This is a genomic window from Candidatus Saganbacteria bacterium (genome assembly GCA_026387835.1).
Lineage (GTDB): Bacteria > Margulisbacteria > WOR-1 > JAKLHX01 > JAKLHX01 > JAPLKZ01.
Window position 1 is genome coordinate 162,615 of record JAPLKZ010000010.1, and the last position, 21,637, is coordinate 184,251.

General features: G+C 45.5%; 27 protein-coding genes. 14 read left to right on the forward strand and 13 right to left on the reverse strand.

Features of this window, described 5'->3' with window-relative positions; all coding sequences use genetic code 11:
• Nucleotides 1–2: 2 nt before the first annotated feature.
• From ftsZ to NTZ10_04860, 3 genes are all read right to left on the reverse strand, one after another.
• Nucleotides 3–1,103: a cell division protein FtsZ gene (ftsZ, locus tag NTZ10_04850; GenBank protein MCX5749551.1), complete on the reverse strand. Its 1,101-nt coding sequence runs from the start codon at nt 1,101–1,103 to the stop codon at nt 3–5.
• Nucleotides 1,104–1,212: 109 nt separating this feature from the next.
• On the reverse strand, nt 1,213–1,965 hold the full coding sequence (locus NTZ10_04855) for an FtsQ-type POTRA domain-containing protein (protein ID MCX5749552.1): 753 nt from the start codon (nt 1,963–1,965) through the stop codon (nt 1,213–1,215).
• Complete coding sequence (locus NTZ10_04860; protein MCX5749553.1) at nt 1,966–2,910, reverse strand: D-alanine--D-alanine ligase; 945 nt, start codon at nt 2,908–2,910, stop codon at nt 1,966–1,968.
• Between the two features lie 47 nt (nt 2,911–2,957).
• Here NTZ10_04860 and NTZ10_04865 point away from each other — a divergent pair, with 47 nt between their 5' ends.
• A complete protein-coding gene (locus NTZ10_04865; protein ID MCX5749554.1) occupies nt 2,958–3,365 on the forward strand; it encodes a GNAT family N-acetyltransferase in 408 nt (135 codons plus the stop codon).
• Between the two features lie 59 nt (nt 3,366–3,424).
• On the opposite strand, the gene queF is transcribed toward NTZ10_04865, so the two are convergent.
• Entirely contained in the window at nt 3,425–3,826 is a 402-nt protein-coding gene (queF, locus tag NTZ10_04870) for a preQ(1) synthase (GenBank protein ID MCX5749555.1), read from the reverse strand.
• Nucleotides 3,827–3,828: 2 nt separating this feature from the next.
• On the reverse strand, nt 3,829–4,758 hold the full coding sequence (gene fba / locus NTZ10_04875; protein ID MCX5749556.1) for a class II fructose-1,6-bisphosphate aldolase: 930 nt from the start codon (nt 4,756–4,758) through the stop codon (nt 3,829–3,831).
• Between the two features lie 109 nt (nt 4,759–4,867).
• Between fba and NTZ10_04880 the strand changes: the two genes are divergently transcribed.
• Genes NTZ10_04880 through NTZ10_04890 form a run of 3 tightly spaced genes read left to right on the forward strand, consistent with a single transcriptional unit; the run spans nt 4,868 to nt 7,739 of the window.
• Nucleotides 4,868–6,181: a TrkH family potassium uptake protein gene (locus NTZ10_04880; GenBank protein ID MCX5749557.1), complete on the forward strand. Its 1,314-nt coding sequence runs from the start codon at nt 4,868–4,870 to the stop codon at nt 6,179–6,181.
• Between the two features lie 14 nt (nt 6,182–6,195).
• Nucleotides 6,196–6,861: a TrkA family potassium uptake protein gene (locus tag NTZ10_04885; GenBank protein MCX5749558.1), complete on the forward strand. Its 666-nt coding sequence runs from the start codon at nt 6,196–6,198 to the stop codon at nt 6,859–6,861.
• The gene (locus NTZ10_04890) at nt 6,858–7,739 is read left to right on the forward strand and encodes a phosphoribosylaminoimidazolesuccinocarboxamide synthase (protein MCX5749559.1); all 882 of its coding nucleotides are present in this window, start codon (nt 6,858–6,860) and stop codon (nt 7,737–7,739) included. The genes NTZ10_04885 and NTZ10_04890 overlap by 4 nt, the downstream gene beginning before the upstream one ends.
• Here NTZ10_04890 and NTZ10_04895 read toward each other — a convergent pair.
• Nucleotides 7,736–8,953, reverse strand: coding sequence for a HAMP domain-containing sensor histidine kinase (locus NTZ10_04895; GenBank protein MCX5749560.1), 1,218 nt, complete (start codon nt 8,951–8,953; stop codon nt 7,736–7,738). The two genes, NTZ10_04890 and NTZ10_04895, sit on opposite strands and share 4 nt — an antisense overlap.
• Nucleotides 8,938–9,609, reverse strand: coding sequence for a response regulator transcription factor (locus tag NTZ10_04900; GenBank protein MCX5749561.1), 672 nt, complete (start codon nt 9,607–9,609; stop codon nt 8,938–8,940). The genes NTZ10_04895 and NTZ10_04900 overlap by 16 nt, the downstream gene beginning before the upstream one ends.
• A gap of 123 nt (nt 9,610–9,732) precedes the next feature.
• Here NTZ10_04900 and NTZ10_04905 point away from each other — a divergent pair, with 123 nt between their 5' ends.
• The 6 genes from NTZ10_04905 (at nt 9,733) to NTZ10_04930 (ending at nt 14,369) form a co-directional block, all read left to right on the forward strand.
• Entirely contained in the window at nt 9,733–9,933 is a 201-nt protein-coding gene (locus NTZ10_04905) for a hypothetical protein (GenBank protein ID MCX5749562.1), read from the forward strand.
• Nucleotides 9,934–9,977: 44 nt separating this feature from the next.
• Nucleotides 9,978–10,157: a hypothetical protein gene (locus NTZ10_04910; protein MCX5749563.1), complete on the forward strand. Its 180-nt coding sequence runs from the start codon at nt 9,978–9,980 to the stop codon at nt 10,155–10,157.
• Nucleotides 10,158–10,255: 98 nt separating this feature from the next.
• Entirely contained in the window at nt 10,256–10,753 is a 498-nt protein-coding gene (locus NTZ10_04915) for a hypothetical protein (GenBank protein MCX5749564.1), read from the forward strand.
• 3 nt (nt 10,754–10,756) lie between these two features.
• Nucleotides 10,757–11,884: a linear amide C-N hydrolase gene (locus NTZ10_04920; protein ID MCX5749565.1), complete on the forward strand. Its 1,128-nt coding sequence runs from the start codon at nt 10,757–10,759 to the stop codon at nt 11,882–11,884.
• Between the two features lie 124 nt (nt 11,885–12,008).
• Entirely contained in the window at nt 12,009–13,073 is a 1,065-nt protein-coding gene (gene tsaD, locus NTZ10_04925; protein MCX5749566.1) for a tRNA (adenosine(37)-N6)-threonylcarbamoyltransferase complex transferase subunit TsaD, read from the forward strand.
• Between the two features lie 189 nt (nt 13,074–13,262).
• Complete coding sequence (locus tag NTZ10_04930) at nt 13,263–14,369, forward strand: hypothetical protein (GenBank protein ID MCX5749567.1); 1,107 nt, start codon at nt 13,263–13,265, stop codon at nt 14,367–14,369.
• 45 nt (nt 14,370–14,414) lie between these two features.
• Here NTZ10_04930 and NTZ10_04935 read toward each other — a convergent pair whose 3' ends face one another.
• Nucleotides 14,415–15,353, reverse strand: a complete 939-nt coding sequence (locus tag NTZ10_04935; GenBank protein MCX5749568.1) for a hypothetical protein — start codon at nt 15,351–15,353, stop codon at nt 14,415–14,417.
• A gap of 37 nt (nt 15,354–15,390) precedes the next feature.
• On the opposite strand from NTZ10_04935, the gene gatC reads away from it, so the two are divergent.
• From gatC to gatB, 3 genes are read left to right on the forward strand one after another with little or no spacing between them, the layout of a single operon-like run.
• Nucleotides 15,391–15,735: an Asp-tRNA(Asn)/Glu-tRNA(Gln) amidotransferase subunit GatC gene (gene gatC / locus NTZ10_04940; protein MCX5749569.1), complete on the forward strand. Its 345-nt coding sequence runs from the start codon at nt 15,391–15,393 to the stop codon at nt 15,733–15,735.
• A 5-nt stretch (nt 15,736–15,740) separates the two neighbouring features.
• The gene (gene gatA, locus NTZ10_04945; protein MCX5749570.1) at nt 15,741–17,204 is read left to right on the forward strand and encodes an Asp-tRNA(Asn)/Glu-tRNA(Gln) amidotransferase subunit GatA; all 1,464 of its coding nucleotides are present in this window, start codon (nt 15,741–15,743) and stop codon (nt 17,202–17,204) included.
• Entirely contained in the window at nt 17,201–18,646 is a 1,446-nt protein-coding gene (gatB, locus tag NTZ10_04950; GenBank protein ID MCX5749571.1) for an Asp-tRNA(Asn)/Glu-tRNA(Gln) amidotransferase subunit GatB, read from the forward strand. The genes gatA and gatB overlap by 4 nt, the downstream gene beginning before the upstream one ends.
• Here the strand turns inward: gatB and NTZ10_04955 are convergent.
• Nucleotides 18,643–19,032: a response regulator gene (locus tag NTZ10_04955; protein MCX5749572.1), complete on the reverse strand. Its 390-nt coding sequence runs from the start codon at nt 19,030–19,032 to the stop codon at nt 18,643–18,645. The two genes, gatB and NTZ10_04955, sit on opposite strands and share 4 nt — an antisense overlap.
• Before the next feature lie 103 nt (nt 19,033–19,135).
• Between NTZ10_04955 and NTZ10_04960 the strand changes: the two genes are divergently transcribed.
• Nucleotides 19,136–19,741: a TatD family nuclease-associated radical SAM protein gene (locus tag NTZ10_04960; GenBank protein ID MCX5749573.1), complete on the forward strand. Its 606-nt coding sequence runs from the start codon at nt 19,136–19,138 to the stop codon at nt 19,739–19,741.
• Here the strand turns inward: NTZ10_04960 and NTZ10_04965 are convergent.
• From NTZ10_04965 to rplS, 4 genes are read right to left on the reverse strand one after another with little or no spacing between them, the layout of a single operon-like run.
• Nucleotides 19,729–19,926: a hypothetical protein gene (locus NTZ10_04965; protein MCX5749574.1), complete on the reverse strand. Its 198-nt coding sequence runs from the start codon at nt 19,924–19,926 to the stop codon at nt 19,729–19,731. The genes NTZ10_04960 and NTZ10_04965 overlap by 13 nt on opposite strands.
• A gap of 48 nt (nt 19,927–19,974) precedes the next feature.
• The gene (locus NTZ10_04970; protein ID MCX5749575.1) at nt 19,975–20,592 is read right to left on the reverse strand and encodes a ribonuclease HII; all 618 of its coding nucleotides are present in this window, start codon (nt 20,590–20,592) and stop codon (nt 19,975–19,977) included.
• Complete coding sequence (lepB, locus tag NTZ10_04975) at nt 20,593–21,234, reverse strand: signal peptidase I (GenBank protein ID MCX5749576.1); 642 nt, start codon at nt 21,232–21,234, stop codon at nt 20,593–20,595.
• Nucleotides 21,235–21,244: 10 nt separating this feature from the next.
• Nucleotides 21,245–21,607 carry a 50S ribosomal protein L19 gene (gene rplS, locus NTZ10_04980; protein ID MCX5749577.1) on the reverse strand — a complete coding sequence of 121 codons (363 nt, stop codon included), beginning with the start codon at nt 21,605–21,607 and terminating at the stop codon, nt 21,245–21,247.
• Between the last annotated feature and the right edge of the window lie 30 nt (nt 21,608–21,637).

A 21,637-nucleotide genomic window follows, 5' to 3' on the forward strand; every position in this document is an offset into this window, starting at 1 on the left:
GATCAGAATCTTGAGGCTATGTTCTGCAGGAACTCCGGGACATCGATAGAGTGTTTTGGTTTTGGGGTCTGCTGGGGAACCTTTTCATGAGGCGTACTTTGAGGGACTGTCTTTGAAGCCTGCTCGAATATTACCGCGCCCGACTCGGCCCTCTGCCTGAAGCCTGTAGCTATCACTGTGATCATGATATCACCCTGCATTTTTTCGTCTATCACTGCTCCGAATATTATATTGGCGTCCGGGTCCACCGCGTTGTAGATGACCTGAGCTGCTTCGTTGACCTCGTAAAGTGTCAGGTCTGAACCGCCGGTCACGTTCATTATCACGCCTTTAGCGCCTGTTATCGTCTCTTCAAGCAGCGGGGAAGAGATCGCCTGCTCGGCCGCCTCTATCGCCCTGTTGTCCCCTCCGGCAAGCCCGATGCCCATCATCGCGGACCCCGCATCCATCATTATCGTCCGCACGTCCGCAAAATCAAGATTGATCAGTCCGGGAACAGTTATCAGATCCGAGATGCCTTTGACGCCCTGGCGCAACACATCGTCCGCGACCTTAAAGGCATCGATGATGGAGGTCCTTTTGTCAATCACCTGGAGAAGTTTATCGTTGGGGATGACTATCAGCGCGTCGACTTTTTCTTTTAAAAGAGCTATACCGTTCTCCGCCTGAGCTGTCCTGACAGGGCCTTCGAATTTGAACGGCTTTGTGACTACACCTATCGTCAGGACGCCGAGGTCCTTTGCAACTTCGGCTATTACGGGCGTGGATCCGGTCCCCGTGCCGCCGCCGAACCCGGCGGTCAAAAATATCATGTCAGCGCCTTCGACGACCTTGGCGATATCTTCGCGTGATTCTTCGGCCGCGCGCATCCCTATCTCGGGATTGGATCCGGCGCCAAGACCTTTTGTGAGCTTTCCGCCAAGCTGTATCTTGTTGTCCGAAAGAGAAACGTTCAGGGCCTGCAGGTCCGTGTTTGCCACCCAGAAATCGACGCCTTTAAGCCCTGCGCCTATCATGCGGTTCACGGCGTTCGTGCCCGCTCCGCCCACGCCGAAAACCTTGATGTTCGCGAACCTTTTTATTTCATCACCCTTGGCCTGCACTAATCATAACCCCCTATAAATAATAAACCTGTTTGCTGATTTTCTTGAGAAATTCATGCTGCTTGACTATTTTATTTTAGCATATCTTTATATGAAAACAAGAAGAAAATCATTTTTTGAACCTGATCACGGGATCGTTCACCAGGCGGACATCAATATATTCGATCTTTGATGTATCGCTGCCCGCGGACCTTAAAAGCTGGGCCAGGTTTGACAGTTTCCTGTCGATGTTATCCGGATATCCTATTTTTACATCCAGCGTGTCATCGATCAGGATACTCAGGCTGTCGGATTTTTTCATCACGAGGACGAACTTGCTTTTTGTAAATACCGGGCTCAGCGTCCTGAAGGATTTTTCGATCGCCGACATCACGTCCGGCCTGACCCTTTTGTCATCGACTATCGATCCTTTCGGAAGACCGATAACTGTCGGCAATTTCGATACCTCGGCCTGTATCTGCGTGCGGGCGCTTCCCTTGACGGAATCTATTATCACGCCCTTTTCATCGACGACTATATAGTCACCGCCGACAAGGAATACCGCGAAAGGGGTCCTTTCTTCGATCTTTATTTCGATCGTTGACGGTATCTTTGCGGAAAGACGCGCATTTTTCACCTGCGGTATCTCTTTGAGTCGGCGCGTCACCTCGCGGTAATTGACAAAAAAGATGTTCTCGTCAAATGAGATGTTGGCTTTTTGTTTTACCAGCTCGGGCGATATCATTGAATTGCCCGTGACGGTGATATTGTTGATCCTCCAGACCGGAAGTGAAAGCAGGATTATCAGACAGCTCGCGGCTGCAAGGGAAAAGATGATCACTTTGACCGGTCTGAGATTTCTTTTTTTTTCTTTCTTTTTCACTTACAAAGCGCTCTCAAGGATGCGCAGAACAAGTTCGTCATAAGATATGCCCCCGGATGCCGCCTGGGCCGGCAGGTCCGAAAGGTCAGTCATGCCGGGTATAGTGTTGGCGTCATGCACATAAGGGGTCCCGTCGCTGTCGACGATCATGTCCACCCTGGCAAACCCCGCACATCCGATAGACCTGTACGCGTCAAGCGCGGTCTTTTGAACCCTTTGATAGACGGGCTTCGGAAGCCTTGCAGGGATGACGAACTCCGTCATGCCGGAAGTATATTTGGCCGCGTAGTCATAGAACACGGATTTTGTCACAAGCTCAAGGACCGGAAGGGCCCTGGCGTTTTCTCCTGTTCCTAGTATCCCGACAGTCACCTGTACGCCGGCTATATATTCTTCAATAAATACATCCCCGAACTCCTTGACCGTGCTTTCTACCGTCCCGAATAGTTTGTCCTTTTCATGGATTATTGTCACTCCGAGGCTCGAACCCTCCGAAACGGGTTTCACTACAAGTGGCACAGGGAAAGTCGTGCTGACCCTGTCACACTGTACCGGAATATCTTTCTCTTTGTCGATCTCGATGAACTTAGGGGTTGGAATGCCGCATGACATCCATATTTTCTTTGAAGCCGCCTTATTCATGCCAACCGCGCTTGCAAGTACTTTAGAACCCGTATAAGGAATACCAAGTATTTCAAGAAGCCCCTGGATAGAACCGTCCTCGCCGTATCTTCCGTGCAGCATTATGCAGGCGATATCCGGCTTTTTATTTCTGAGTTCGCTGATGAATTCTTCTTTAGTGTCCACCAGGAATGCATCCAGCCCTTGCGAGACAAGGGACTCGTGGACCTTTTTGCCCGAACGCAGAGATACGTCCCTTTCACCGGAAATGCCGCCGTAAAGGACCGCGATCTTTTTGTTCTTGAACTTTTCTATAATAGACATGTCTTCATTCTTATATTATCAAACCAAATGTTATAATTCAAATTAACATGAAAATGCGCCCGGCAAGACCCGATGAGATAAAAACAATTTATGGTTTGGCATATAAAATGGACCTGGATTCGCAGGACATGGACTATGAGGACTTTACCGTGATTGAAGACAAAGGGTATATAGTCGCTTTTGGAAGGCTTAAAAAGCGGGGCGACGCGATCGAGTTGGGGACTTTAGGCGTCGTTGAGAAATACCGCGGCAAAGGTCTGGCTAAAAAGATCGTCGGCGATCTTCTTTCAAAAACTGACAGGGATGTTTATCTTACGACCCTCATCCCTGCATTCTTTGAAAAGTTCGGTTTTAAGGAGCTCTCTACCCCTCCCCCGCAATCACTTATCAGGACAAAAGAATTCTGCGAGGGGTGCGGAAAAGTTGGATGCACATTAATGAAGCTGGAAAGATAAATTAATTTCTAATGTCTAATTATCAAATAATCCTTCCTCAATTAGTCATTCGTCATTAGTCATTTCTTTTTCGGCTGGTGGCCTTTCGGATAACACGCCTTGACCACCGTCTTTATCCCCCCGCGCGGGTTGAAATCACCTGCAATTTCAGCCTTCTTCGGTTTGCAGGCAAAAACAAAATCTTTCAGTATCCTGTTCACTGAGTTCTCCATAAAGATGCCGATATTCCTGTAAGAGTTGAAATATGCCTTTAAAGATTTAAGCTCGGCGCAAAATTTACCGGGGATGTATTTGATGGTGATAGTCCCGAAGTCGGGAAGGCCGGTCTTGGGACAGACGGAAGTGAATTCCGGCTCAATAATCGTGATCTCGTAATCCTGAAAATTATTCTCGAATATTTCTATTTTCGGAAGTTTGTCCGCTAATCCTGACTTTGCGTGATTTTGATATTTTTCTTTCAATATTAAGCTTTACCGGAACAGCCGAGCACATCGGATATCTTGTGCTTTACTACCTTTTTGATCTCATCCCTTGCCGGGCCGAGATATTTTCTCGGATCAAATTCTGCGGGAGATTCCGTGAATATTTTTCTTATCGTCGCCGTCATAGCAAGTCTCAGGTCCGTATCGATATTGATCTTGCATATCGCGCCTTTTGCCGCCTCACGGAGCATCTCTTCCGGGACACCCTTGGCTCCGGGAAGTTTTCCCCCGTATTTATTGCATTCGTCTACCAGGTACTGAGGAACCGAAGACGCACCGTGCAGGACGAGGGGAAAGTTAGGGAGCCTTCTTGCTATCTCAGCTAACCGCGCAAGGTCCAATTTTGCTTCACCCTTGAACTTATACGCCCCGTGAGAAGTCCCGATCGCGATAGCAAGCGAATCGCAACCTGTTTCTTTTACGAATCTTTCGGCCTCGTCAGGGTCTGTATAGGTCGCGTCCTTTGCCGCCACTTTTACTGCATCTTCGACACCGGCCAATTTCCCAAGCTCCGCTTCGACGGTTACTCCTTTAGGGTGCGCATAATCAACTACCTGTTTTGTCAGGCGGATATTTTCTTCAAGAGGATATTTGGAGCCGTCTATCATCACGGACGAGAACCCGCCGTCCACGCAGGATTTGCACACCTCAAAATCCTCGCCGTGGTCCAAATGCAGGGCTATCGGAAGGTCGGCGGTCAAAAGCGCCGCTTCAACTAATTTGACCAGGTATTCGTGCCTCGCATATTTCCTTGCACCGGCAGACACCTGGAGGATCAACGGAGCTTTCTCTTCCTTAGCTGCATCCACTATGCCCTGCAGGATTTCCATGTCATTTACATTGAACGCACCTACTGCATATCCTCCGGAATAGGCTTTCTTGAACATCTCTCTTGTAGAAACTAAAGGCATTGTTTTCTCCTTCCAAATATATTCTCAATTTTAATTATAACATAAGGATTAAGCCTGCTGCTTTTTTGCAATTTTCACCTGTTATAATGTATAATAATCCAATAATAATATGTTCAAGATCAGGCCGTCGATAGTAATAGCTGTAAGTTTTTTCATCGTGATACTGGCGGGCGCATTGCTGCTGCAGCTGCCTATATCTTCGTCGAACGGAACTTTTACAAAGTTCCTTGACTCTTACTTTACCGCGAACTCAGCCACCTGTGTGACAGGCTTAGTATGCCTTGACACGGGGGTCCATTTTTCATTTTTCGGACAGTTCATCATACTCCTGTTGATACAGATCGGCGGTCTCGGATATATGACTTTTTCCACTTTTCTGGTTCTTCTTTTCAGGAAGAAGATGTTCATCACAGAAAAAATTGCGGTTCAGGAAGCGCTTAACATCCATTCCACAAATGACGTAATAAATGTCGTCAAAAGGATTTTCGGCATCGTCTTTGTGATAGAAGGTGCAGGGGCTTTGATCCTTTTTCTTAGATGGCTGCCTGAACTTGGACTGAGACATGCCTTATGGTATTCGATATTTCATTCTGTATCCGCTTTTTGCAACGCGGGGTTCGCCCTCCCAGCTAATTTTGCCAATCTGACCGCCTACAAGGCCGACATCGTTGTCAACCTGACTATTACTTCTCTGATAATACTTGGCGGCCTCGGGTTCCTGGTAATAGCAGATATTATCCAGAACCGGAGATTTTCTCTCCAGTCAAAGACCGTCATAGCCACGACCGCGTTTCTGATAATTTCGGGAACGCTCGCAATATTTGCCATGGAGTTCAATAATCTTTCCGTGATGGGCGGCTTGAGCGTCGGGGGGAAATTCCTGTCTTCCTATTTTCAGGCTGTCACGCCGAGAACCGCAGGTTTTAATACTCTTGATATCGGACATCTCTCCCATACAACGCTCCTGCTCATGATGGGGCTGATGTTCATAGGTGCAAGCCCCGGCGGTACCGGAGGCGGGATAAAGACGACTACTTTCGCCCTGATCACGTGGACGATCATCGCAACATTGAAGAACAATAAGAATACCGTTTTATTTGACCGTAAGATCCCTGCCGAGACTATCAGGCGCGCGTTCGTGATATTCTTTCTTTCGATAATAGTTGTCGCGTGCGCGGTGTTCATGTTGAACGGCATAGAGAAATTTTCGCTTATGGAGATCGCTTTTGAAGTATTCTCGGCGTTTGGCACCGTGGGTCTTTCGACGGGCATTACGCCTTTTCTGTCAGATGCCGGTAAAATAGTCATTATATCCGTTATGTTCATCGGACGCGTCGGGGCCCTCACGCTGCTTGCCGCTCTGTCGGGCCACGAAGGCAAACATCATATTGAATATCCAAAAGAAGGAATATCGATAGGTTAATAAAGGAGGGGGAAATGAAAAAGCAATTTGCGGTTCTTGGGATCGGGAGGTTCGGTTCAAAGGTGGCCAGGGAGTTGTTCTACAGGGGGCAAGAGGTCATTGTCATGGACAAGGACGAGCATAAGATCCAGCAGGTCAGGGACGAAGTGACCCACGCATATATCGGGGATATAACAGATGAGGCCGCTCTTAAAGAAGCGGGGATCAATGATTGCGATATCGCGATAATAAGCGAGAGCTCCAATATCGAATCTAATCTCATCGCATGCCAGATTTGCAAAAGTTTCGGGATAAAAAAGGTCATAGCAAAAGCCCAAAACACGCTCCACGGAAAAATACTGGTCAAACTGCAGGTGGACCAGATAGTGTACCCGGAACAGGATACTGCCATAAAACTCGTCAACAAGATGACTTCGGACAGGATCCTTGACTATATCGAGCTCGGCGAGCATATAAATATCGTCAGTGTAGAAGCGCCCGCTAAAATGGAAAACCTGACTATCAGAGAACTCGCGCTCAGAAGAAGGTTCCACGTGACGATACTCGGGATAAAACGGGGTGAAGAACTGATATTCAACCTGACGGACGATAATATTATTGAAAAGGGTGATATCCTGGTCGTGTTCGGCGAGACGGAGAACCTGAAAAAACTTAATATGGATGTAACGCATAAGACGTGAGACAAACGGTCTATAATACTGATTTTCCAAAATTAAAATTATTCAACCGCGGCAAGGTGCGGGACATATATGACCTTGGAGAAAACCTTCTGATAGTCGCGACTGACAGGCTTTCCGCCTTTGATATAGTCATGCCGAATCCCATTCCCAGAAAAGGAGAGGTTCTGACAAAGATATCCCTTTTTTGGTTCGACGCTCTAAAAGATATCATTGAAAATCATCTCATCTCCGCTGATCCCAAAAATTATCCCAAAGAATGCAGAGAATACGCGGACAATCTTAAAGACCGCTCAATGCTCGTGAAAAGATCCAAGCCTCTTCCGGTTGAGTGTATTGTGAGAGGCTATATTTCCGGTTCAGGCTGGAAAGATTACAAGACGACGGGAACTATTTCTGGGATAAAACTTCCAAAAGACTTAAAAGAATCGGATAAGCTCCCTGAACCGATATTTACTCCTTCCACAAAAGAAGAGGTCGGGACACATGACCAGACGATCGACTTTGAAAGAACAAAAATGCTCTTAGGAAATAAGACCGCAAAAATGATAAAAGAGGCCTCGATCGCTTTATACAACAAAGCATCCGAGATCGCAGCTAAAAAGGGCATTATCATCTCCGACACCAAGTTCGAGTTCGGCTTCTATAATGATGAAATAATACTGATTGACGAGGTTTTGACCCCCGACTCTTCCCGTTTCTGGCCCAAAGACGATTACAAGCCTGGAAGACCGCAAAAAAGCTTTGACAAGCAGTTCACCAGGGATTATCTGCTATCCATCAAATGGGACCAGAAGCCCCCAGCGCCTGAACTACCCGAGGAGATAATATCGAAGACATCAGAAAAATATATTGAGGCTTTGAATAGATTGACCGCTTAAACCTTGCCGGCCGGCAGCTCAATTGTAAATACAGACCCTTTCCCCTTTTCGCTCTTAACGCTTATCCTTCCTCTGTGGGCATTAACGACCCATTTTGCGATAGCAAGCCCGAGCCCCATCCCTTCTTTTCCGGTCCTTTCAACCCGGTAAAATATATCGAATATTTTCTTTTGCAATTTTGGGTCTATGCCCGGACCGTCATCAGAAACTTTGACCGTGAATTTCCCGGCCTTTTTTTCGACAGATATTTCTATCCGGCCGTTTTCCTTTGTATTCTTGGCCGAATTTTCAAGGAGGTTGCCGATGACCTTTCGTATCTGACCCTCATCGGCGTTGATCAATGATTCATCGGACAAATTCAGGATTAAATTCCTTCCCGGATATCTGCTTTTGGTCATTTGCGCCTCGTTCACGATCATATCTGAAAGATCAAACTGCTTTTTGCTTATTTTTTCGGACCCTGTCGCACTTTTAAAGATATACATAAAATTTGAGACCAGCCTGCCCATGAAATCGCTTTGTTCTTTTATTTCATTGAATGCCTGGCGGGAATCATCATCTTTTGATCCTTTTCTCAGCGCGATCTCCGCTGTTCCGGAAATAACGGACAGAGGGGTCCTGAGCTCGTGCGAAGCAAAAGCTAAGAACTTCTTCTGGTTTTCCACTATCCCGTAAGAAACGATAAGCGAGACGACAAAACCGATTATCATTATTGTTGATAACATTACAACGGAAAGCACCAGTTTAAGATATTCCAAATGCTGGTATATCCGTGAGACCGGCGCGGCAACGATCAGATAACCTATGCTGGTCTCGTTAATTTCAATCAAACATTGATAAACCTTCATTTTTGTCCCGTCAGGCATCTCAACGTCCGACAATATACCGTCTCCGTCATTGATGAACGGCAGATATTCATTATTCAGCCTCTGGGATTTTGTCAGGGGTACGCCTTTTACGTCAGTAAACTCTACAAGGATATCGGAAGTGGCAAAAACAGTCTTGCTGGGATGCGCTAAATATTCCTGCGGCCTCAATTTAAACTCCGCAGGATCTTTCGCGATCTCTATTACAATATCATTGGCGAAATCGTATAATCCATATTCAAACGCCTCAATTATATTGATCCTGTAATACAGATATAACACGGTCGAAGAGAACGAAAGTATCAGTGTAAGGACGGAAATGATGATTATTGTTAATCTTGTCCGCATATTTTATACCCGATCCCGCGGACAGTATGCAAAAGAGGTTTTTTTGACCCTTTGTCGATCTTATCCCGCAAATATTTAATGTAAACATCAACAATATTGCTTTCAGGGCTGAAATCATAACCCCACACATCTTCGAGTATTCTTGTTTTTGAGACCGGCCTCGGAGAATTTTCCATCAGGAATTTAAGAAGCTTGAATTCTGTCGCGGAAAGTACGACATTCTTTTTATCTCTCTTAACTTCAAAAGTGTCGGGGTCTAAAATAAGATCGGCTACTCTTATCTCCCCTGATACGGTGCCTTTTCTCCTTGTAAGAGCTTTTATCCTTGCAAGAAGCTCCGCAAAGGAAAAGGGTTTTGTCATATAATCATCGGCGCCGGCATTAAGGCCCGCTATCTTTTCTTCGATGCTGTCTTTTGCTGTGAGCATGATTATCGGACATTTTTTTCCGTTAATTCGCAGTTTTTTGCAGACCGTGATCCCGTCTATTTTGGGCAGCATAACATCAAGGATCACCGCGTCGTAATCGCCCTCCTGTGCCATAAAAAGGCCTTCTTCACCGTCAGAAGCGGTCTCAACCGTAAAATGCTCCGCTTTCAGGCCTTTTTGAATGAAAGCGGATATTTTTCTTTCATCTTCTATGATCAATATCTTCATTTCCTGAAGATTATATCATGAATGACTTCTAATGAAATTCTAATCATCCTTTAACATCCGTTTAATGACGCGAGAATATACTAAACGCAGATAGTTTGATATTAGTTAAGGGAGGTGAGTTCAGTGGGTAAGAAAACGATCGCAATGTGCATGGCAGTCTTTTTTTTAGCGTCCATGTCTTATGCATCTCCAAAAACTTGCGAAAATACCGGTGACAAGACCTGCAATCCCGCAAAAGCAAAAGTGATGAGAATGAAAAAAATGGCACCTAAACTTGGAAAAACAGCAACAACAGAGGCTGGAAAGATGTCCGTAAAGAAATAAGCGGATTTTCCGGATTTAATTACATACGCGAGGAGGTGAGTTTAATGAAAAAGATAGTAAGTGCTTTATTGGTAGCCGTGGTTTGCTTTGGTATAGTAGCATCATCCCCTGTTTTAGCGAAAAGGCTTCACAAGACAGCGGTGAAAGCAACAAAACCTGCGGTAACAGCTATAGCAGCCCCAGTTAAGGCGGCCCCGGTTAAGGCGGTCCCGGTTAAGAAATAGTCCGGACCCAGGACAAAATTAAAAGCAGGGGATTAATTTCCCCTGTTTTTTTCTTGATCATTCATTTTCCCGAAGCAACATAATGGTATAATTTTTATATGTTAAGGAAGATAACGGAAAAGGCCCGCGGCTGGCAGACAAGGTTCAGCTTCGGTTCTACATCGGCAATAATAACTAACCTTGCGCTGATGGCTGGCCTGCATATGCAAGCCAACGCAAAAATAAGCATAATCGGCGGCATCCTGGTGATAGCTCTTGCCGATAATATCGCCGATTCTTTCGGCATCCACATATTCCAGGAATCCGAGAATATCGAGACAGGCGAGGTCTGGATCTCCACTTTTTTGAACTTTATTTCCAGGGCTCTCATTTCATTTGGATTTATAGCATTGATATTAATTCTGCCGCTTAATACGGCAATAATATCTTCGATCGTTTTGGGCCTTCTTCTTCTTGCCGCGCTGAGTTATTTGATCGCAAAGAATGAGGGAGATAACCTGTATTTGCCTGTTCTTACCCATGTTCTCACAGCTATCGTTGTGATATTTTTAAGCAATCTCGCGGGTGATTTTCTTATCAGCAGGTTCGGAAGATAAAATATGTCTTACTCTAAAAAAACAGTAGGATTTTTCTATTTAACAACTTTACTGGCCGGATTTGTCTTATTACTTTGCCACAATGAAGTTTTGGCCTGTAGCCGCGTTCTATCTTCTAATAACGGCCATGCAGTTTTATGCGGACGGAACATGGATTGGCCGGATAACACTCCAACAGATCTATGGATTTTACCCCGAGGGATACAACGCGACGGTATGATCAGCAAAAATTCTCTCAAATGGACGTCGAAATACGGCAGTTTGGTTGTCGTTTCATCCACAATAGGCAAATGCATCGTTAGTGACGGCCTGAATGAAAAAGGATTAGCAGCCAACCTGCTCTGGCTCGGTAATAGTGATTATGGGGTTAGGGACGAAAAACTTCCCGGCTTGTCGGTCAGCCTCTGGGCCCAATACTGCCTTGACAATTTTGCCACGGTTGATGAAGCCATCCGTGCTTTTCAAGATTCATCCTACCAGGTTGTAACATTGTCGATCCCTGTGGGCAAAAAATTCGATAAAGCCACGCTCCATCTCTCGTTGGAAGATAAAGCCGGCGATTCGGCGATCATTGAATACATCAACGGAAATCCCGTTATTCATCACGATAGAAACTATGCTGTCATGACCAACGATCCGCCTTTTGAGGGGCAACTCGCCAACCTTAAGCAATATGAAGGTTTTGGCGGAAAAAAACCGCTGCCGGGAACTACCTCGGCCTCTGACAGATTTGTACGTGCCTCGTATTATTTAAAATATCTGCCGAAGCCGAAAGATCTGCGTGAAGCTGTGGCCGGAGTTTTTAGCATCACGCGCAATGTTTCCCAACCTTTCCGTGACATGTCGGATCCGAAATTCTATACTTCAGCAACCATCTGGAGGAGCGTCGCCGATTTAAGCGATAATATTTATTTCTACGAATCGACAATGAGCCCCAATGTTGTCTGGGTAGAGTTAAATAAATTTGATCTAAGTGAAGGCGCTCCGACTATGAAAATCGATTTAAACAACAATTATACTCTTGCTGGCGATGTCACAAAACAGGCAACGAAAGCGCAACCGTTTGAATTTATATCTTCGGAAATAAATGTAAAAGAGTTGATACAACAACAATCCGGGAAAATTAATTAGCTTACTATATTTAGACATTTGATGTTTAAATATTATAGGCCTTTTTAAGGCTTATTCGGCTTCTATATTTCAAGGCAAAAATATTAACATGATATAATTCATTTTATGAAAGAAAATTGCTGATATGTTCCTGCTAGCCATCGAAACATCCTGCGACGAGACTTCCGCTGCTGTTGTCGAGGATGGTACGAAAATATTATCTAATATCGTTTCCTCGCAGACCGAATTCCACAAAAAATACGGCGGGATAGTTCCTGAAATTGCATCGCGCAAGCATATCGAATCAATAAGCGCTGTCATAAAAGAAGCTATGGATAAATCGGGCGTTATGTTCAATAATATTAATGCGGTAGCCGTGACTTTCGGGCCAGGACTTCCGGGTTCACTTCTTGTCGGTCTCTCGGCCGCGAAAGCCATTTCCTATTCACTTAAGAAACCGCTTATCGGCGTAAATCATCTTGAAGGTCATATATATGCGAATTTCTTAAACAGTCCTTCAGCCCCTCGACTCGCTACACTCGCTCGGGGCAAGCGCTTCAGCCTTCAGTCTTCAGCCTTTCCCTTCATCAGCCTCATCGTCTCCGGAGGTCATACTCAGATAGTTTTAGTCAAAGATCATTGTGAATACCGGACCATCGGCAGGACCCGCGATGACGCCGCAGGAGAAGCGTTTGATAAGGTATCCAGGTTTCTTGGCCTGGGATATCCTGGAGGGCCGATAATAGACAGGATCGCAAAGACCGCAGACCCGGGTGCCGTTGATTTCAAAAGACCGATGCTGGACGACGGTTATGACTTCAGCTTTAGCGGTATTAAAACAGCGGTCGTTTATTATGTCAAAAAACACTCCCCTCTCCCTGTCAAGGGAGAGGGGACGGGGGTGAGGGTTCACGATCTTGCCGCTTCTTTCCAGCAAGCCGTTATCGAAACCCTTGTTGAAAAAACTATCCGCGCAGCAAAAGAAAATAACGTAAAAACAATAGCGCTTGCCGGAGGTGTCTCAGCTAACAGCCTTCTAAGAAAGATGATGAGTGAAAACTGCAAAAAGCAAGGGATCGTTTGCATTATCCCGCCATTGGAACTTTGTACGGATAACGCAGCGATGATCGGATGCGCCGGATATTTCAGGTTGAAAAAGGGATATACTTCTGATTACAACCTGGCTATTTTATCCACTGCAAAACTATAAATAATCTCTTTCTAATCCCTGCCCTTCCTTTTTCCGCTTGCCCTGAGCCTGATTTGTTCACCACTAAAATATAAATTACACGAAATTTCGAGCGGGAAATAACGATATTGAAGTATGAACATGTCTAGACCTATCAAACCTGTTGTCAGATCGCCATTACCCTCAATGGTTGTTTTGAAAGAGGATCTTTTGGCAAGAAGGGTACTTTATGGCCGACCGGCTGTTCGACCTTCTCAAGAAGCTGTCAACAATGCCATTTTAGAGGAAGAGGAAGGGTATTCGGGGTTGGACCCGCGTAAACTAGACTTGATCGAAACCAACAGAAGGCCGATTATGGGAGCATTAAGAGCTGTTGAATTGCCGACCTTTCATGAATTTATCCCGCTAAACGCTGATTGCGTCGTTGAAATCGGAGCTGCCTCGAATTTCCTTTACAGGAACGTGCTGGATGAGCCGTTAAAAAGAATATGGAATCCGTTCGAAATAAACCTGGAAATTATTCGGACTAATAACCTGTTCGCACAACCTGGTATGATTCTGAGATCCGGTTCGGCCTACCGTCCGCTGTCTTCCGTGAAGGATGGCACCGCAGATGCCTGGGTAGGGCATTCTTCATATGATAGTATCGGTTTTTTGGAGATAGCTCTGCGTAATGCCGTGCGGTATCTGAAGCCCGGAGGAGTATTTATTCATATCCAAGATGTTGTTCCCGCTAGTTTCCCTTCTCAGAGATATGTTCAATATTCATTGGGTGAAATGGATGTTAAATTACTTTCAATGGAATGCTTTTGCGGGAATAGCATTTTTCCCACAAAAGACGGGATCAATCCTCTTGATCCATATATTGATTTAAACGAGAGATTGATTGAAGCGATGAAAAAGAATGGATTGAATATCGTCAAGGATTCATTGGGAATTGGCGTATGGGTAGGCCCACGGGAAGATAGGCATGACTCTGACAAGAGAGATCTTGAAAAAAATTATTTCTTATGGAATAAAGGCAAGCTTTTCTGTGCTGAAACGCTAATTTCTGAGGATGATAATCCGCCGCTCAAAGCCTTCTTGTGTGCACTAAAAAAAAATTCATCCATTACGTTAATTGAAGACAAAAAAATAAGCTGGTCCTCGTTTTTAGCACTTATGAGGGGACGGAAGCGTTCCACTGTTCGATTAGAGCCTCATTCATACAGTGTCGACATGGATCATCCTGTAATTATATATCCTGCAAGTCTTCTTAAACAAGCCGGATTCGTTCAGGAAATTTTTATGGCTGATATCGTTGTTGGAACAAAGTAAAATATATTTTGCAGATCTTTGGCGGCCGAAGGGTTGGGGTGAGGGCTACTTTACTTCCATCTCCGCAAGTAATTTCGATATTGCCCCGGCAAATTCCTTAGTCTCCGGCTTTAAGAGGTCTTCGAAGCTATAGGCTGCTCTTCCTTTTTGGAAAGAGAGCCGTATTTCCTGGGAGTAGAACATTTCCAGGGTCTTTTCGGAGTTTTCCTCTATCAGTCTTGCGAGCATCTTGGCTATTGAATTTTTATCAGAATATGAGAAACATAACGAAAATGTTTTGAATTCAACAGAATTCCCGTTCAATTGATCGATATATGAGGAAATGTCATCCGAAGAATAGAAATATTTGCCTTTCTCAAACGGCACTCCGTATGAAACCATCATCTTTTTTAGGTCTTCCATGCTTCTTTCCATCATTTTCACGGTCTCCGACGGCGGGTAGATCACATAACGCTTCCACAGAGAACCGTTGAGCATCGCAAAAGCCCATCCTGTCCTGTTGTAAGCCCTGGCAAAATACAGAACCCCGAGGCTTTGCGAAGATATCTGGAGTCGCTTTTCCGAGTTGTAATTTGATGCTGTCGTCAGGACTTGCTGGATCCATTTATCCGCGTCGCTGAACAACTTGATCTGCCTGTATAGCTCAATGACCGATCCTTCGACGTAACGGTTGGTGATTATCCCCTTCCTGTATGCTGACGCGATATAGAACGGAAATACCAACGATGCGGTCCTGTTATCGACATTGCTGCTGTTCAACATTTTATCCGCAATAGCAAGGACAGAATTATATGCGTACAGCGAGTTCTCAAGAGTGTCCATATTCTCGCGCATGAGGGCTTTGTAATAGACGCTTTTGATCAGGTTTATCTTTGAGGCCACCGACGCTTCGGGTGAAGTGACCGAAATGATTTCTTCCGTGGGAGCCGCGATCGAAACGCCAGCGCACACAATCATCAGTAGAATGATAAGTGTTTTTTTCATTTTAACTCTTAATTTATTCATAATATCACAAATAGAAATGCACAGTAAAGTATTATATAATTGGGTCATGAGCGTCTCGAAAAAAGACACGCAGTACGTTGCGCTTCTTGCAAGGCTTGGCTTGTCGGAAGATGAAGAAGTATCTTTCGCAAAACAGCTTAACGATATTCTCGGCTATATCGATATAATAAATTCCGCGGACACAAAGACCGTTTCACCTGCGGCACACACGCAGCTGACCGGATCGATACAAGAAAAAAAGACCCCGATGAGGGATGACAAGGCTTTTCCGTATAAAGACACAAAAAAAATACTGGACATTGCTCCTCACGTTGAAAACAATATGTTCCGTGTCCCCAGGATCCTTGAAACGGAAGAATAACAAAAATGAACCTGTATAATCTGACGGCTCACGAACTTTCAAAAAAACTTAGCAACAAAGAAATCGGCTGCGTCGAGCTTACCGAATCGGTCTATAAGAGGATCGAAACCGTCGAGCCAAAAGTGAACGCTTTCAATATTCTTACAAAAGAACTCGCCCTTAAGAAAGCTAAGGAGGTTGACGATCAAACGAACCGGGAACCACAAACCATGGACCAGTCTTTAAAAGGCATTCCCATCGCCATAAAAGACAACATGTGCACTGACGGCATACCGACCACCTGTTCATCAAAGATACTTGAAAATTATATCCCCCCTTATAACGCAACGATCGTCGACCTTGTCTTTGAAGCGGGGATGATCCCGGTGGGAAAGACAAATCTGGATGAATTTGCAATGGGATCTTCAACCGAAAATTCCGCTTTCAAAACGACTAAAAACCCATGGGATCTGAAAAAGGTACCGGGAGGATCTTCCGGCGGATCGGCCGCAGCGGTTGCGGCGGACGAGACGATACTTTCGCTGGGTTCGGATACCGGCGGGTCTATCAGGCAGCCCGCTTCTTTCTGCGGAGTGGTCGGGTTGAAACCGACCTACGGCAGGGTTTCGCGCTACGGGCTTGTGGCCTTCGCGTCTTCGCTGGACCAGATCGGCCCTATCACAAAAGATGTAACTGATGCCGCGCTATTGATGAACGTCATTGCAAGGCACGACCCGAAAGACTCGACCAGCGTAAACATAAAAGCACCGGACTACACAAAGTCTCTTGTCCGCAATGTAAAAGGCCTGAGGCTCGGTTTACCGAAAGAACTCTTCGGCGAAGGGATCGAAGAGAATATAAAAAGATCCGTCATGGATGCGGTAAAGCTGCTCGAAGGCCTCGGAGCCTTCGTCAGAGAGGTGTCTCTGCCGTCACTTAAATTCGCTCTTGCGGCCTATTACATCATCGCGCCCGCCGAAGCGTCTTCCAACCTGGCAAGATACGACGGCGTACATTACGGCCTTCGCTCAAAAAAGGACAAGGATATCATGGAGATGTACCTGAATACGCGCCGTGAAGGTTTCGGAGCGGAGGTAAAAAGAAGGATCATGATCGGGACTTATGCTCTAAGTTCCGGGTATTACGATGCTTACTATTTAAAGGCCCAGAAGATAAGGACTTTGATAAAGAACGATTTTGAAGAGGCCTTTAAAGACCTGGACATGATCATCACTCCGACATCGCCGACAGCCGCCTTCGGGATCGGCGAAAAAACCGCAGATCCGCTTTCCATGTATCTTTCGGATATCGCCACTATTCCGGTGAACCTAGCGGGCTTACCGGCGATCTCTATCCCCTGCGGGTATGATAACGGACTTCCGATAGGGCTCCAGATGATCGGAAGGGCATTTGACGAGGAGACTCTTTTCAGGGCGGCTTACACGTTCGAAAGTGAAACGGATTATCACAAAAGGAAACCGCCGTTATGAAATACGAGATCGTGATAGGACTGGAGACACACGCGCAGCTGCAGACTGGATCAAAGATGTTCTGCTCCTGCCCGACAAAGTTCGGCAATGCCCCGAATACCGATATATGTCCTGTCTGCACGGGACAACCGGGATCGCTTCCCGTGATAAACAGAAAAGCCGTCGAGCTGGCGGTCAAGACCGCGCTGGCACTTAACTGCAAAGTAAACGAGGAGAGCATCTTTGCCAGAAAAAATTATTTTTATCCCGACCTTCCTAAAGGCTACCAGATATCGCAGTTTGAACTGCCGCTGGCAGAGCACGGATTTGTCGAGATAGAGGTCCGAGGGCAGACAAAGAAGATACGCATCACAAGGGTCCACCTTGAAGAGGACGCCGGCAAACTTGTCCACAAGGGGAGCTCGGGGATAAAAGGAGCGGATTATTCCCTTGTCGATCTTAACAGGACAGGGACCCCTCTCATGGAAATAGTGAGCGAACCGGACATAAGGGACCCGGAAGAAGCCAGGATCTTCATGGAAGAACTCGCGCATATACTTCAGTATCTCGAAGTGTGCGATGCCAAGCTTGAAGAAGGAAGCATTAGATGCGACGCAAATATTTCTCTCAGGCCGCAGGGGCAGGCAAAGCTGGGAACAAAAACAGAGGTTAAGAACATGAACTCTTTTAAGGCTGTCCAGAAAGCCCTTGAAGCCGAGGCCAGGCGGCAGGAGACAATGCTTGATGGCGGCGCAAAAATATTACAGGAAACTTTATTGTTCGATGAAAGTAGCGGGCAGGTCAGCCCGATGAGAAGCAAAGAACAGTCCCACGATTACAGGTATTTCCCTGATCCGGACCTTTTGCCGCTTTATGTTTCAAAAGAGATGGCGAGTAATATCGCGGCACAAGTCCCCGAGCTTCCGATCGATAAATATAAAAGGTTCATTGAAAAATATAATCTTTCTTCCGCTGATGCGGGAACGCTGGTCTCGTCCAGGCAAATGGCTGATTTTTTCGAGAGTTCCGTTTCGATCCTGCAGGAGCCAAAACTCATCGCCAACTGGATTATCGGAGATATCTCGGCATATTTAAATTCAAAGGGCACAGGCATCGACGGGACAAAACTGACCCCTGCCCTTTTGACGGAAATGATCGCCTTGATACAAAAAGGCACTATCGGGGGAAAGACCGCTAAGGATATCATTGTCGTGATGCTTGGAACCGGGAAGTCCGCAAAAGCGATCGTCGAAAGTTCGGGTGCTACTCAGATATCGGACGAGAGCGTATTGCTTGAGATAATTGATAAGGTGATCGCCGAAAACGCGCGATCGGTCGAGTCATTTAAAGCCGGGAAAGAAACGGCGGTAAAATTCCTGATAGGCCAGGCAATGAAACTTTCAAAAGGAAGGGCTAACCCTACAACGCTGGAAGAGCTTTTCAAGAAGAAGCTTAGGTCCTAGGAAGTCTTTTTATATTTTGCCCTGATCGCCTCAACCTTCGCTATTACCGTATCCATTTCCAGGGGCTTGTTTAAATAATCTTCAGCATGAAGGGCAAAAGTTTCTTTGTGCGCCAGCTCCGTCTCAACCGCGGTCATCATCACCACGGGAATATTTTTTAATTTATCATCACTTTTGAGCCGCTTTAATACCTCTATGCCGTCTTCACCGGGCATCATGATATCTAGGAAGATCAGGTCGGGAGTTTTTTCCTTTGCCAGTTCAAGCCCCTGTTTCGCGTCAGATGCCAAGAATATCTTATAATCCCCTTTTGATTCCATAAGGAATTTGAACGCCGTGGTATAGACCGGCTCATCGTCGATCATCAGTATTGTATACTCGCTCATAAATTACATCTCCAACAATGAAGGATAATAATAGTATACTCATTTTTTATTGTTTGTCAAAGCGATAAAACGGCTTTAAGCGCCGTAGTGTTATAATCAAAAAATGGCTGACTATATCTATGAATTAAAAGATTCTTTATATATTAATCTTACTAACAGGTGCAATAACCGCTGCTCTTTCTGCATCAAATATAAGAACCGGATATTTGAAGGAAAACATAATCTCTGGCTTGATCGGGAACCGGACGCGGAAGAAGTGACAGGCCTGATAAACGATCCTTCAAAATACCGGCAGATAGTTTTCTGCGGGTACGGAGAGCCGCTGATAAGACTTGAGACGCTAAAGAAGATCGCCGCGGGATTAAAAGAAAAAGGCAGCTTCATCAGGGTCGATACCGACGGCCAGGCAAACCTGTTTTACGGCCGCAACATTACTGCCGATCTTAATGGTCTTGTAGATGAAATGGATATCAGTTTGAACGCGCATGATAAAAAGACCTACGATAAGCTTTGCAGGTCTGTCTACGGGGAAAAAGCATACAAAGCGATCTTAGATTTCGCAAGACTTGCCAAGGAAACCATACCGAAAGTCGTTTTGACGGCTGTGGACCTGCCCGGGATCGATATTGAGAAGTGCAAAAATATATCGGATGAGATCGGAGTAGAATTCAAGATAAGGCCCTACTATGAAGAAAGCTATATAGCCTGAACCTCTTTTTTTGCACAGTTGTTCTTTTCGCAGCGCTGCGCCTGCCATTTTTTGAAAGGAATAAACTCTATTTTCTGGCCTTTTCGAAGTGATTCTTCAAGTCCGGCCATTATATTTTCATTGAGCGACATCAGCGGAATGCCGTTTGCTGTGTGATGAAGATCCGTATTAACGTTCTTTTCCATTGTCAGAATATTTTAGCACCGTCATACGCATTATGCAATGATTTTCTATCAAAGTGACGGGCCCGTGACAAGCGATACGGGAGCAAAACTTCTCCTGTGGACCGGGCACGGTCCGTATTTTGCCAAAGCCTCAAAATGTTTTTTTGTGCCGTAGCCTTTATGCTCATTAAAAGAGTATTGCGGGTATTTTTTTGAGATCTTCATCATCAATTTGTCTCTCGTTACCTTTGCTATGATCGACGCGGCCGCTATCGAGGCGCAGATGCCGTCCCCTCCAATGATAGTTTTTTGAGGAGTATTTATTCCGGGAATGCTTTTGTTGCCGTCCACCAGTATAAAATCGGGGGGGTTGCCCGTATTAAGGACCGCTCTTTTCATTGAAAGAAGCGTTGCATTAAGAATGTTTATCTTGTCAACCACGGCCTCACCCGCAATGCCGATGCCGATATCTACGGCTTTTTTTAGAATGATCCCGTAAAGTTCCTGCCTTCGTTTGGGTGATAATTTTTTGGAATTATCAAGACCTATAATACCGAAATTTTTGGGTAAGATCACAGCGGCAGAAACGACGGGCCCCGCAAGTGGCCCCCTTCCCGCTTCATCGACTCCCGCAATAAGTGAAAAACCTTTTTTGTGCAGCGCTTTCTCGCTTCTAAAGCTGACCATTTACATCCCGGGGAAGATACTTAATTTATTTAGAGGCCAGATGCGCACTACCGCTCTGCCGATGATATTGTCTTCGGGCGCAAAGCCCCAGAACCTGCTGTCCATGCTGTTAGGGCGGTTATCCCCCATCATGAAATAACTTTTTTCCGGAACTTTCACTTCAGGCATGTTGAAATTGTCGCGGTTTACCGGATGTTTTTCTTCGAGTTGTCTGCCGTTTATATAAACATAACCGTTTTTTATCGAGACCGTCTCGCCCGGAAGTCCGATGATCCTTTTGATGAAATCTCTTCTTGTCCCGACAGGGTCTTTAGGATATTTGAAAACGATCACTTCCATCCTCTTCGGCCTTGAGAATGTATATATATTGCGCGCGTTGCTGAAAATAAAATTCGTATTGTAAAGAGGGTTGGGAATATTGAAGAGGAATATCGGGCTGTCGTTCATGTCATACAAAGGATTAGGCAGTCCCAGGGATAACCTGTCGACGATTATTCTGTCGTTCACCTCGAAAGTCGGAAGCATCGATTCGGAAGGTATCCAGAATATCTGAATAAAGAACGCCCTGATAAAAAGCGCTATCAAAAGCGCGACGACTACGGTCTCTATGGTCTCTTTGATGAAGGCTCTGATCTTTTCCATTGAAAATGATCTACTGGGCGGTCTGTTGGGAAGCCATTTCTTCGATCTTTGTGGCGGACGAACCTATCCTGTCCCTCAGGTAGTACAATTTTGCCCTTCTGACTTTTCCCCGTTTTATGACCTTTATCCTGTCAACTTTTGGAGAATGCAGAGGAAATATCCTTTCGACCCCGACACCCTGAACGATCTTCCTTACCGTGAATGTCTCGGAGATGCTGCCGCCTTTTCTCGCGATGACGATCCCTTCAAAACCCTGTATGCGCTCCTTGTCGCCTTCGACTATCTTAGCGTATACCCTTACGGTGTCACCGATGCCGAAAGCTTCGACATTTGGCTTCATATTTTTCTGGTTTATTTCTTTGATCATATTCATGGAAAAACCCCGTTTATAATAGAATTATAA

Coding starts and splice junctions, on each gene's coding strand:
- NTZ10_04860 (MCX5749553.1), bottom strand. CDS start 2,910: ATGTCTATTATAGAAAAGTTCAAGAACAAAAAGATCGCGGTCCTTTAC.
- NTZ10_04865 (MCX5749554.1), top strand. CDS start 2,958: ATGAAAATGCGCCCGGCAAGACCCGATGAGATAAAAACAATTTATGGT.
- fba (MCX5749556.1), bottom strand. CDS start 4,758: ATGCCTTTAGTTTCTACAAGAGAGATGTTCAAGAAAGCCTATTCCGGA.
- NTZ10_04880 (MCX5749557.1), top strand. CDS start 4,868: ATGTTCAAGATCAGGCCGTCGATAGTAATAGCTGTAAGTTTTTTCATC.
- NTZ10_04885 (MCX5749558.1), top strand. CDS start 6,196: ATGAAAAAGCAATTTGCGGTTCTTGGGATCGGGAGGTTCGGTTCAAAG.
- NTZ10_04895 (MCX5749560.1), bottom strand. CDS start 8,953: ATGCGGACAAGATTAACAATAATCATCATTTCCGTCCTTACACTGATA.
- NTZ10_04900 (MCX5749561.1), bottom strand. CDS start 9,609: ATGAAGATATTGATCATAGAAGATGAAAGAAAAATATCCGCTTTCATT.
- NTZ10_04910 (MCX5749563.1), top strand. CDS start 9,978: ATGAAAAAGATAGTAAGTGCTTTATTGGTAGCCGTGGTTTGCTTTGGT.
- NTZ10_04915 (MCX5749564.1), top strand. CDS start 10,256: ATGTTAAGGAAGATAACGGAAAAGGCCCGCGGCTGGCAGACAAGGTTC.
- NTZ10_04920 (MCX5749565.1), top strand. CDS start 10,757: ATGTCTTACTCTAAAAAAACAGTAGGATTTTTCTATTTAACAACTTTA.
- tsaD (MCX5749566.1), top strand. CDS start 12,009: ATGTTCCTGCTAGCCATCGAAACATCCTGCGACGAGACTTCCGCTGCT.
- NTZ10_04935 (MCX5749568.1), bottom strand. CDS start 15,353: ATGAAAAAAACACTTATCATTCTACTGATGATTGTGTGCGCTGGCGTT.
- gatC (MCX5749569.1), top strand. CDS start 15,391: ATGCACAGTAAAGTATTATATAATTGGGTCATGAGCGTCTCGAAAAAA.
- gatA (MCX5749570.1), top strand. CDS start 15,741: ATGAACCTGTATAATCTGACGGCTCACGAACTTTCAAAAAAACTTAGC.
- gatB (MCX5749571.1), top strand. CDS start 17,201: ATGAAATACGAGATCGTGATAGGACTGGAGACACACGCGCAGCTGCAG.
- NTZ10_04955 (MCX5749572.1), bottom strand. CDS start 19,032: ATGAGCGAGTATACAATACTGATGATCGACGATGAGCCGGTCTATACC.
- NTZ10_04960 (MCX5749573.1), top strand. CDS start 19,136: ATGGCTGACTATATCTATGAATTAAAAGATTCTTTATATATTAATCTT.
- NTZ10_04965 (MCX5749574.1), bottom strand. CDS start 19,926: ATGGAAAAGAACGTTAATACGGATCTTCATCACACAGCAAACGGCATT.
- NTZ10_04970 (MCX5749575.1), bottom strand. CDS start 20,592: ATGGTCAGCTTTAGAAGCGAGAAAGCGCTGCACAAAAAAGGTTTTTCA.
- lepB (MCX5749576.1), bottom strand. CDS start 21,234: ATGGAAAAGATCAGAGCCTTCATCAAAGAGACCATAGAGACCGTAGTC.
- rplS (MCX5749577.1), bottom strand. CDS start 21,607: ATGAATATGATCAAAGAAATAAACCAGAAAAATATGAAGCCAAATGTC.